The organism is Roseixanthobacter psychrophilus (genome assembly GCF_043195195.1).
GTDB lineage: Bacteria > Pseudomonadota > Alphaproteobacteria > Rhizobiales > Xanthobacteraceae > NCEH01.
This window is the reverse complement of sequence record NZ_JBAFWT010000162.1, coordinates 1-700: the sequence shown is the minus strand read 5'-3', so window position 1 is coordinate 700 and position 700 is coordinate 1. Positions and strand designations below refer to the sequence as shown.

Here is a 700-nt window from a genome sequence, read left to right as displayed (position 1 = left end):
TCGTTGAGCGCGCGCACCTCGTCGTTGGTGTGGGTGAGGATAATGCGGCTCGCGTCCGGGTTCGCCTGCCGGTCGCGGCCCCAGCGGTCGATCAGGTCGCCGCGCGCCTGCTCGCGTGACGGGGCCTCATGGACCATACCATGCTTGTCGTAGGCGTGGATCGCATCGCCGGTTCGGCTGGTCGCCAGGTCGCGGGTGGCGTCGCGCTGCCAGTCCTCGCGCTGGCGGCGCACCTCGCCGATCTCCGCCCCGCCGTGGCGCTCGTGGATCGAACGGAACGCCGCGCCCGCCTCGATGGATTGCAACTGCTGTGGATCGCCGACCAGGACGACTTTCGCGCCAGCGTCGGCGGCATGGGATAGCACGCGCTCCAACTGCCGCGTGCCGACCATGCCCGCCTCGTCGATCACCAGAACGTCGCGGGATGTGAGAAGGTCGCGGCCCTGCGCCCAGCCATGCTCCATGCTGGCAATGGTGCGGGACGCAATGCCCGATCCGCCTTCCAGATTCTCGGCGGCGATGCCGGACAGCGCCACGCCCCGGACCTCGTAGCCCGCCGCCTCCCAAGCCTCGCGCGCCACACCCAGCATCACGCTCTTCCCCGTCCCGGCATAGCCGACGACGACGCCCAGACCGCGCCCGTCCGTGACGTGCGCCAGCGCGTCAGCCTGCTCGCCGGACAGGACAAGGCCGCGGGCTT

1 protein-coding gene is annotated in these 700 nt (G+C 70.9%); it reads right to left on the bottom strand.

Going from position 1 to position 700, the window contains the following annotated elements:
- Positions 1–700 (bottom strand): AAA family ATPase (locus V5F77_RS29005; RefSeq protein WP_429008504.1); only part of this gene is annotated, 700 nt, incomplete at both ends.